Source organism: Streptomyces sp. NPDC002669, from assembly GCF_042889165.1.
Classification (GTDB): Bacteria; Actinomycetota; Actinomycetes; order Streptomycetales; family Streptomycetaceae; genus Streptomyces.
The window spans coordinates 132,087-141,928 of record NZ_JBIAQQ010000024.1 but is presented as its reverse complement, the minus strand read 5'-3'; the positions used below and the strand labels follow the sequence as shown (position 1 = coordinate 141,928).

Sequence of the window (9,842 nt, the reverse complement as noted above, 5' to 3'; positions counted from 1 at the left end):
CTGCAACATGGTGCCCATCGCACCATCCGCCACCACCACCCGGGTGGCAAGCGCCTCACGCAACGCTCCGGCTCGGATCCTGCTGTCGGCGGAAGAGGTCGGCAACGAGGCCATGGATGTACTCCCTGGGATGCGTAGGACGAAGGGGCCGACCGGTCAGAGACCGGCCGCGGCCTTCAGCCGCTGGGCACGGTCGGTGCGCTCCCAGGTGAAGTCGGGGAGCTCGCGGCCGAAGTGGCCGTACGCCGCGGTCCGGGAGTAGATCGGGCGCAGCAGGTCGAGGTCGCGGATGATCGCGGCCGGGCGCAGGTCGAAGACCTCGCCGATGGCGTGCTCGATGCGCTCCTGGGCCACGGTGCCGGTGCCGAAGGTCTCGACGAACAGGCCGACCGGCTCGGCCTTGCCGATCGCGTACGCGACCTGGACCTCGCAGCGGGCGGCGAGGCCGGCCGCAACGACGTTCTTGGCGACCCAGCGCATCGCGTACGCCGCCGAGCGGTCCACCTTCGACGGGTCCTTGCCCGAGAAGGCGCCGCCGCCATGCCGGGCCATGCCGCCGTAGGTGTCGATGATGATCTTCCGGCCGGTCAGACCGGCGTCGCCCATCGGGCCGCCGATCTCGAAACGGCCGGTCGGGTTCACCAGCAGCCGGTAGCCCTCGGTCTCCAGCTTGATGCCGCTGTCGGCGAGTTCGGCCAGCACGTGCTCGACGACGTGCCGGCGGACGTCCGGGGTCAGCAGGGTGTCGAGGTCGATGTCGGAGGCGTGCTGCGAGGAGACGACGACGGTGTCGAGACGGACGGGGCGGCTGCCCACGTACTCGATGGTGACCTGGGTCTTGCCGTCGGGACGCAGGTACGGGACGGTCCCGTTCTTGCGGACCTCGGAGAGCCGGCGCGAGAGCCGGTGTGCCAGGTCGATCGGCAGCGGCATCAGGGACGGGGTCTCGTCCGTGGCATAGCCGAACATCAGGCCCTGGTCGCCGGCGCCCTGCTTGTCGAGCTCGTCCCCCTCCCCGCCTTCGGCGGAGCCCTCGACCCGCTGCTCGTAGGCGGTGTCGACGCCCTGCGCGATGTCGGGCGACTGTGCGCCGATGGACACCGAGACGCCGCAGGAGGCGCCGTCGAAGCCCTTGCCGGAGGAGTCGTAGCCGATCTCCAGGACCTTTTCGCGCACGAGGGCCGGGATGTCGGCGTAGGCCTTGGTGGTGACCTCGCCCGCGATGTGTACCTGGCCGGTGGTGATCAGGGTCTCGACGGCGACCCGGGAGGTCGGGTCCTCACGGAGCAGTGCGTCGAGGATGGTGTCGCTGATCTGGTCGGCGATCTTGTCGGGGTGGCCCTCGGTGACGGACTCCGAGGTGAACAGGCGGCGGGACATGGCTCTCCAGAGGTGTGAGGTCCGTTGAACGGTTCGAGGTCCGTCGAACGGTCGGTCGTCGGCGGGACCGGACGGCCCGATGACCGTCCGGCGGCCGTCCGGCGGATTCGTCATCCGGCGCGTTCGGCGGCGGATTCGAGCAGTCGGGCGAGGTCGGCGGCGGAGGTCGCGGTGCCGGTGAGCACGATCAGCGGCGGTCGGCCGCCGTTCTCCGCGATCAGCCGGGTGATCCCGTACGCGGCGACTCCGCAGCCGGTGAAGCCGCCGAGCACCAGGGGACCGCCCGCGTCGATCAGCGGTCGCAGCGCGTCGTACCCGGCCCGCGCGTCGTCCGGCGGGGTGCCCAGCAGCACGAGGCTCTCGGGGCCCCGGTAGGAGCGGGCGAGCAGGTCGTGGCGGAAGCGCGGGGTGCTGTGTGCGGGGACGAGGCAGACGGTGCCGACGCCGGGTTTCCGGGACGGCCGCAGGGTGATGATCGCGGACGCCCCACCGGCCCCCGCCCCGGTACCGGTGCTGTCTCCCGCTCCGGATTCGGCTCCGCCGTCCGTGGCCGGGCACACTTCCGCACCCGTGCCCGTGCCCGTGTCCGTACTCGCGCCCGCGTCCAGGTCCGCGGCGGACAGGAGTTCCAGCACCTCGGCGACGGTGGTGAACTCTCCCGCGATCCGGGGAAGTTCGTCCAGCAGGTACGCGGCATGGGCCAGGACGCCGCCGATACCGGCGAGTTGGGTGCGGTCGTAGGTGACGGTCATGACGAGCCCGCCCGCTTCGTCGTGGTGGGCGGCGAGCGTGAGGGGGAAGGCCGTGTGGGCGCCGAGCGTCTCCGGGTGGCCCACCCGGATTCCCCGGGCGGCGAGTTCGGGGGCGAGGCCGTCCGCGTTCCGGGGCCGGCCGTCGAAGGCGACGAGGCTGCCCTCCGGTCCGGCCGGCCGGTCCGGGCTCTCGGTCCAGCCCCGGATACGGCCCGCCGACACCCATTCGTACGCCGCCATGTCCAGCGCCCGGTCGCGCAGCAGGGCGAGCAGTGCGGGCACGCTCGATCGCGGGTCGACGACGACGGACATCGGCAGCGGGTTGCGCAGCGAGCCCGGCAGTCGTTCCACCGAGTCGAACGGGATTCCGCGGCCGGACACGGTCACGCTGAAGCGGACCGGCCGCGGGTCGGCCGACCCGGTGGCCCGGTACAGCAGCAGCGCCCACACGGCCTGGAGCGCGCCGCTCTCGGTGCTGCCCCAGCCGGCCGCCCAGGCGCCGAGCCGTGCCGTCTGGGCGGCGGTCAGGCGCAGCCGGGTGCGCCCGGTTCCGGTGCCTGTCCCGTGGAAGGCGGGGGCGGACGTGGAGGCAGAAGGGTCGGAGGCGCCGGGAGTGTCAGGGGTGTGGGGCAGCGGGGAGTGCGCGGCGTCGGGCGGGGGTGCGGCGTCCGTCCAGAACTCCCGTGCGGGGCCGACGTCCTGGCGGGCGAGCCACTGCGTGTAGTCGTCCATGTCGGGGCGGCGCTCGCCCCCGGGCAGGAGGCCGTCGGCCAGGTAGGCGCGGTAGAACTCCCGCAGCAGCAGGCGTGCGCTCCAGTCGTCGAGCAGCGCGTGGTGGTAGGTGAGCAGCACCCGGGTGGGCGGAGCGGTGACCGACACGAGGGGGCCGCCGCCCAGTACGGTCACGCGCAGCGGTCCGGGGCGGCGCGGGTCGAGGCCGCGCCGCCGGTCGTACTCGACCACCGACGCCCAGTCCTCGGTGCTGTGCGGCAGCCGTACCACTTCGGCCCGGACCCGGTCGTGCACCACGATCCGTGGTTCGGGGCCGTCGTCGAAGGCGGAGCGCAGCACGCTCTCCCGGTCGAAGAGGGACTGCCAGGCGGCGGTGAAGCGTTCCGGGTCGAGCGGGCCGTGCCAGTCCCAGGCGAGCTGCTCGACGTGGCGTCCGGTGCCCGGGTGCGCGTCGGCGTCGGCGAGCAGTTCGAGCTGGAGCGGACTCGCCCCGGCCGTGCGCACGCAGCGGCCCGTCAGGGGCGGGTCCGTGAGCAGGTCGGCCAGCAGCCCGGCCGGGAACTCCCCGGGGGCGCCCATGGTGAGTCTCAGGGTGTGCAGGCCGGGTCCGTGGGGCCGGAGCCGGTGCTGCCAGGCCGGGCCGTCCGGCCGGCGGGCGGCGAGCCGGTCCAGCGCTGCTTCCAGGCTCCGGGTGTCCAGGGGACCGCGGAGTTCCAGGAACGGCGGAGCGTCATAGGGGGGTTCCCCGGGGTCGACGACAACGGTCATCGGTCCCTCCGGAGAGACCTGCGACATCGGTGAGAAATGGTTGGCGGTCATGATGTGTTCGGGGCGCGCACCCCCTCCCTCCCCTCTCTACGAGCACGGAACGAGTATGCGAGGCCCGCCCATACGGACCTGATACGGCGCTGACACGGCGGTGGGCCGGGGTCTCCGGCCATCGGCACGGTGTTCGGTGGAGCGGACTCAAGTCTTCGGTGAAGCGGATTCGGTCCTGTGGTTCTGCGGTGGTGCGGTACTGCGGTGTTGTGGTGGTGCCGTACTGCGGTGGTGCGGGCTCGGTGCTTCGGTGGTGCGGGTCGTGCCGGTCAGGGGGACGGGCTGAGTGGTCGGCGCAGTCCGGCCTCGAACGCGTAGACCACCGCCTGGACCCGGTTGCGCAGGCGCAACTTGCCGAGCAGGTTCTGCACGTGCGTCTTGACCGTGTGCTCGGAGAGCGTCAGCGAGCCGGCGATCTCCGTGTTGGTCAGACCGTGGGCGAGCAGGCCCAGCACCTGCCGCTCGCGGTCGGTGAGCTGTTCGGGGCCGACGTCGGAGATGACCGGGGCGGCGGGTCCCGCCCCGGGGCCGGCCGTGGGTGCCGGGCCGTCCGGCCGTACCGCGACCGTGTACCCGGCGGCGGTCAGCACGACGGCGGAGGCGAGCTGGGCGGCGGTGACGGTGCCGGGCAGCCGGCTGTGCGCCGGGCCGGGGCCCGTTTCCGGTTCCGGCCCGCCGATGGTGAGCAGTCGGCAGTCCGGCCGAAGCATTCCGGGGTCCGGGGTGCCGTGCGCGAGGACGACGTCCGGTCCGGCGGCGGCGATGTCGTCGGGGCAGGCGGGCCCAGGCGCCCCGTCTCCCACGACGTGGATGGCGGGCCCGCCGTCGAGCAGTGCCCTGATGCCGCCGCGGGCCAGGGCGTCGGTGCCCAGTACGTACACCCGTACCGTCGTGGTCGCTCCGGCCGCGTGCGGCGCGGCGGGTGGTGCTCCGCCGGGCAGTACGCGCAGGGTGGCGCGGCGGGCCGCGAGCACCGAGAGGTCCCTTTCCCCCACGACCAGCCTCCTCGTTCTCCGTATCCGCAACCGTTCCCCGGCACGCTAGCCGGGTACGGGGGCGGGGCCGGATTTCTCCAGCCGCCCTGGACGGATCCGCGAACGGCCCTGTGGGCCCACCCGCGCCGGAGGGATCCGGGAACGACCCGGTTACTGGTTCAGCAGAGAATCCGGTAACCGGTCCCGTGGTGTCAGTCGGAGTCGAGGAGTCCCGCGACGGCCCCCATGAACCCTTCGTCGAGCATGGTGCGGGCCGCCGTGTCGCGCGAGGTGTCCAGGCCGGAGTCGTGGCAGGCCACGCTGACCAGGTAGCGGCCCAGCACATGCCGGGTGGTGAACGCCCATTCGCCGCGCGCGGCCGGTGTGCCGTCGGGGGCCAGCAGTCCGCCCTCGCCGACGCCGAAGCCGAACTCGGTGAAGCCGAGCCGCAGTCCCTGGCCGAGTGCCTTGGTGTACGCCTCCTTCAGGGTCCACAGCCGCAGCAGCTCCGCCGTCCGTTCCGTCTCGGACAGTTCGGCGAGGGCCGCGCGCTCGGTGGGGGTGCAGACGTGACTCTGGAGGAGTTCGAACGACATGTGCCGGTCGGCGGGTTCGGCGTCGACCCCGATCCGGCCGCTGCGGCTGATGCCGACGGCGATCAGGTCGTCGGTGTGGGTGAGGCTCACGTCGATCTGGTCGAGGCCCCGCAGATAGGGCCGTCCACCGATCTTGTACGCGAGGTCGAGTTCGGCGGGCCCGGTGCCCAGCGCGGCGGCGGCCGTGAACTTGGTGGCCAGCCGGGAGGCGACGAAGCGGAAACGGATCGTGGGGTCGGTGGTGCGCCGGTAACGCTGCCAGTCCCGGCCCAGCAGCGGGCGCAGCGAGGGATCGGCGAGGGCTCCGGTGAGCCACTCCCCCCAGGTGGTGTGCACCACGGCGTTGCCGCGCAGGTCCATTCCCTCCCGCACCAAATCCCACGGCCCGTCGGGGCCGCTGACGTGGATCGGCTCGGTGATGCGTTCCTCGGTCGGTGCCGGGGGCAGCGGCTGTTCGATGTCCATCACGTCGCCCGCGCCCGGTATCCCTGTCATCGGCTCTCTCCGCGTCAACGGTCCTTCCCTTCCTGCTCGTTGCTCCGTCGGTGCCTGCACGTTCACTGGGCCAGGGCGATGGCGTCCAGGTCGCAGCTGCGGCCCGTCCGGTACCGGCGCACCAGTTCCTCCAGTACCTGTGCCGGACAGTCGCCGGGCAGGTCGGGCACGTGCATGCCGAGGCGTTCGCCGAGGCGGGACAGGGCGAGCACCGCCCAGGCCGGGTCGGCGAGGAACGGGTCCGTGCCGTCCTGGCCCTCCCACACGCCGAGCACCGCGGCGGCGGCGACGATCAGGCTGTAGCGGTCGCTGAGCACGCAGACGGCGGGGTCGGCGAGGGCCGTGGTGCCGTACGCGGGGAGCCGGCGGCATTCCTCGCGCAGCGCCCGCAGTTCGGTGACGAAGCCCTCGGCCAGCTCGGCGAGGGCGGCGATCCGGCCGCCGAGGCCGCGGGACGCGGCGAGCCGGGCGGCGGAGCCGACGAGGGAGGCGGCCATGAAGTCGCCGCCGCCCGCGATGCCCAGTGCCCCGTAGTCCAGGGCGGGCAACTCGGCCTTCTGGCGGAACAGTTCGGGCGGTGGTTCCTCCTCCGCGAACCAGGAGCGTTCGGCCAGGCCGCGCAGCTGCGGGACGATGACGGACTGGCAGGAGGCGGTTCCGGCGTGGCCGAGCCCGGCGACCGGCAGGTCCCGTACGAGCTTGTCGAGTGCGCCGTACTCCGGGTTGTCGTGCTCGTAGCCGCGTGCGCCCAGGACGGTGGAGAGCTCCTCCAGGTTCTCGCGCAGCAGGTCGGGCACCACGTATTTGACGGCCGCGGCGAAGACATGGGCCCGGTCGGGCAGCAGGCTCAGTGCGCGCAGGACGACGGTGGCCATGCTGTCGCAGGCCAGCAGGTCGGCGAAGACCCCGGTCAGTGGTTTGTGCCAGCGGCGCGCGATGGTGCTGCGCCCGGTGGTCGCAGCCCGTACGGCGGAGTGCAGGACGGTGTCCGCGGCCGCGGTGACGACGCCGCAGATGAGGCTGCGGTTGACCTGGAAGGTGCGCAGGGCGAGGGGGACGCCGTCTCCGGTCTCGCCGACGCGGGCGTCGGCGGGGACGGTGTGCCCGGCGAACTCCAGCCCGGAGAAGAGGGCCCCGCGCATGCCGGAGGTGGGGACGCGCGGCAGGTGCCGTACGGCGGCGCCCTCGTGCCGGCCGCGGTCCAGGAGCAGCACGGAGTGGCTGTGCGGTCCGCGGGCCGGGTCGGTGCGGGCGTAGACGACCTGGGCGTCGGCCCGCGCGGCGTTGATGATCACGTCCTTGCGGCCGTCCAGCCGGTATCCGCCGGAAATGGTGCGGGCGGTGAACTCGTGCCGCAGGATCGCGTTGGAGTGGGCCAGTTCGTGGTGGAGGATCGTGGCCCGGCCGCCGCCGAGCAGCAGGTCGGCGACGCGGCGCCGCTGTTCGGGGGTGCCGGCCGCCCAGACGGCGCCGGAGGCGAACAGCGAGATGATCCCGAAGCCGAAGCCGAGGGCGACGTCGCGGCGGAAGACCGGGCGCAGGACGCGTGCGAGCAGGTCGGCCCGGGTGAGCCGGCCGCCGTGCTCGACGGGTACGAACTCGGCGCCCAGTCCCGTCCCGGCGAGCAGGTCCTCCGTGTCGGCGGGCGGGACGTGCCGGGCGTCGGCGGCGAACAGCGCGCGCAGCCCGTGCGGGTTGGCGGGGTCGTAGGGATCGCCGAGCAGCGTCTCCAGCCGGGTCGCGCGCGTGCGCGCGTCGGCCTCCCACCGCCTGCGGTCGGCATCCGTGGTCTCGATGGTCTCGGCAGTGATGGTCATGGCAGCGGGTGTCAGCTCCGTCGTCGCAGGATGCGCGCCACGTATCGCGCCCGTACGCACGACCCTGGCGGCAACGGCTCGCGCCGTGCTGGAGCGAAGCTCGACGCGTCGTCCGCGATTCCTCGAACGACCGCCGAGGCATCCATGGCCGAATCCCGTTCTTTTCTCGAACCGGACCGGAATCCAATTCGAGAAAGATTCGAGTGGAATTCGAGCGAGAGCCGAGCGGGAATCGAGCGGAGCCGGACCGGGAGTCCGTCGGAATTCAAGCACGACATGGGTGGAGCCGGTGCGCGCGGCGGAAACGAAGAGGCTGCCGCCATCCCCCCGCGGGATGGCGGCAGCCTCTTCAGCCGTTCGGTCTCACCCGGTCTTGCGGCGGAAGTACCGCTTCTTCCCGGCGGTCCCGCTCATGTTCTTGACCTTCAGTCGCCCTTCCTCGTGGGCCTGCCTGGACTTCGTCGCGTTGCTCTTCCGCTCAAGTGCCTCGCGGAATTTCTGCCGGGGGTCGTTCTCTTCGAAATCGACGAGCGGCTTGTCGGTCATGCGAACCTCCTGGACGCAATTGACAGCTCGGCCAGCCTGACACAGGAAATCAGAGCGGGCCAGATTTACTTTCGGTCAGAGGAATTTAATTCGGCCTATGCCGGGTCCGGTACGAGACGGTCGGCCGTTTCTTCGTGTCCGGCCGGTCCGTCGTGCTCGGGCAGTCCGTCGTGCTCGGCGGATTCGGCTGCGGCATCGCTTTTTCCTGCGGCACCGCTGCCCGGAAGGAAGGAGCTGAGCACGGTGGTCAGGACGAAAACGCCCACGTTGCACCAGAGCACCGAAGACGTCACGGAGCTGAAGTGTCCGGGGCCGGCGCTCGCCCCCACCCCGCCTTCCACTCCCCCGAAGTAGAGGGCGCCGAGGATCGCCACCCCCGCGGCCGTGCTGAACTGGATGGCGGCGTTGAGCACCCCCGAGCCGGCACCCGCGTCCTGCGGGGGGACGTCGCCGAGGACCACGGCGGTCAGCACGGGCGTGGTCAGCCCCATGCCACAGCCCATGACCAGCTCGGCACCGGCCAGTTGCAGCCAGGACAGCTCCCCGCTCCCGGCCGACCAGACCGCGAGCAGGGTCCACAGCGCACCGCAGGCCATCAGGAGGGAGCCGACTCGTACGCACAGCCTGCCCCGACCGGTGCCGAACTTCCAGGCGATCTGGAAGGTGGCGGTGATACCGACCGGCCACGCCGCGGTGACCAGGGCGGTCTTCACGATGGACCAGCCGAGACCGGTCTGCAGGTGGTAGGTGAGGACGAGGAAGAACGACGCGACGCCGCTGAAGACCAACAGCGTCACCGTCAGACCCACCACGGTGGAACGGTGCTTGAAGAGCGTCGGCGGAATCAGCGCGGATCCGTCGCGCCGGTGCCGGCGGCGCTGCTGCCCGACGAACAGGGCGAGCACCAGGACCGCGATGCCCATGAACGCGAACATCCAGCCGGGCCAGCCCTGTTCACGCCCCTGGATCAGCGGATAGAGGATTCCCAGGGAAGCGGTCGTCAGCAGCACCACACCGACGATGTCGAGGCGCAGCGCCTCGTCCGAACGGGACTCGGGCATGCTGCGGGCGGACAGTACCAGGGCGATCACCCCGAGCGGCACGTTGATCAGGAAGATCGCACGCCAGCCGAGGCCGAGGACATCGAGTTCGGTCAGCATCCCGCCGAGGAGCGGCCCCCCGACGCTGCCCAGGCTCAGAGCGGCTCCCAGCACGGCGAACGCCCGTGCCCACTCGTCCCGGTGGAACATCGTGACGATGACGGAGACCGCCTGCGGGACCATCAGCGCCGCCATGAATCCCTGCGCGAACCGCCCCGCCACCAGTACTTCGGGCAGCACCGCGGTGCCGCACACGATGGACGCCAGGGTGAAGCCGGCCACCCCGAACATGAACAGCCGTTTGCGCCCGTAGATGTCCCCCAGCCGGCCACCCGTGATCAGGAACAGTGCGTAGGCCAGTGCGTAGCCGGCCAGTGTCCACTGGGCCGCGGTGAAACCGGCGCCCAGGTCCCGCTGGATGGTGGGAAGGACCACGGTGACGGCGTTCGCGTCCAGGTTGTCGAGGAACGAGGCCAGGGTGACCACGGCCAGGGCGATCCACCGGTTCTGCGACGGTGCGCGGCCACCGGACTCCCCGGCCGCCGGGCCGGACAGCTCCTCCGGCCGGTCCGGGGTTTCCGAGAGCTGCGACGCTCGCGATTCAGAAGTTTTCGTTTTCATCCCAGGCTTT

At 71.9% G+C, this 9,842-nt stretch carries 7 protein-coding genes; all 7 read right to left on the bottom strand.

What is annotated here, in order from left to right; genetic code table 11:
* Positions 1 to 156: 156 nt before the first annotated feature.
* Positions 157 to 1,380, bottom strand: coding sequence for a methionine adenosyltransferase (metK, locus tag ACFYW1_RS29615; RefSeq protein ID WP_388999823.1), 1,224 nt, complete (start codon positions 1,378 to 1,380; stop codon positions 157 to 159).
* 110 nt (positions 1,381 to 1,490) lie between these two features.
* Positions 1,491 to 3,632, bottom strand: a complete 2,142-nt coding sequence (locus ACFYW1_RS29610; RefSeq protein WP_388999820.1) for a condensation domain-containing protein — start codon at positions 3,630 to 3,632, stop codon at positions 1,491 to 1,493.
* A gap of 320 nt (positions 3,633 to 3,952) precedes the next feature.
* The gene (locus ACFYW1_RS29605) at positions 3,953 to 4,678 is read right to left on the bottom strand and encodes a response regulator transcription factor (RefSeq protein ID WP_388999817.1); all 726 of its coding nucleotides are present in this window, start codon (positions 4,676 to 4,678) and stop codon (positions 3,953 to 3,955) included.
* 191 nt (positions 4,679 to 4,869) lie between these two features.
* Positions 4,870 to 5,748 (bottom strand): 4'-phosphopantetheinyl transferase family protein, encoded by an 879-nt coding sequence (locus ACFYW1_RS29600; protein WP_388999814.1) that lies wholly within the window; start codon positions 5,746 to 5,748, stop codon positions 4,870 to 4,872.
* Positions 5,749 to 5,810: 62 nt separating this feature from the next.
* Positions 5,811 to 7,565 (bottom strand): acyl-CoA dehydrogenase family protein, encoded by a 1,755-nt coding sequence (locus ACFYW1_RS29595; RefSeq protein ID WP_388999811.1) that lies wholly within the window; start codon positions 7,563 to 7,565, stop codon positions 5,811 to 5,813.
* 363 nt (positions 7,566 to 7,928) lie between these two features.
* The gene (locus ACFYW1_RS29590; protein ID WP_388999808.1) at positions 7,929 to 8,111 is read right to left on the bottom strand and encodes a DUF5302 domain-containing protein; all 183 of its coding nucleotides are present in this window, start codon (positions 8,109 to 8,111) and stop codon (positions 7,929 to 7,931) included.
* Between the two features lie 95 nt (positions 8,112 to 8,206).
* Entirely contained in the window at positions 8,207 to 9,832 is a 1,626-nt protein-coding gene (locus ACFYW1_RS29585; RefSeq protein WP_388999805.1) for an MFS transporter, read from the bottom strand.
* Positions 9,833 to 9,842: the final 10 nt, after the last annotated feature.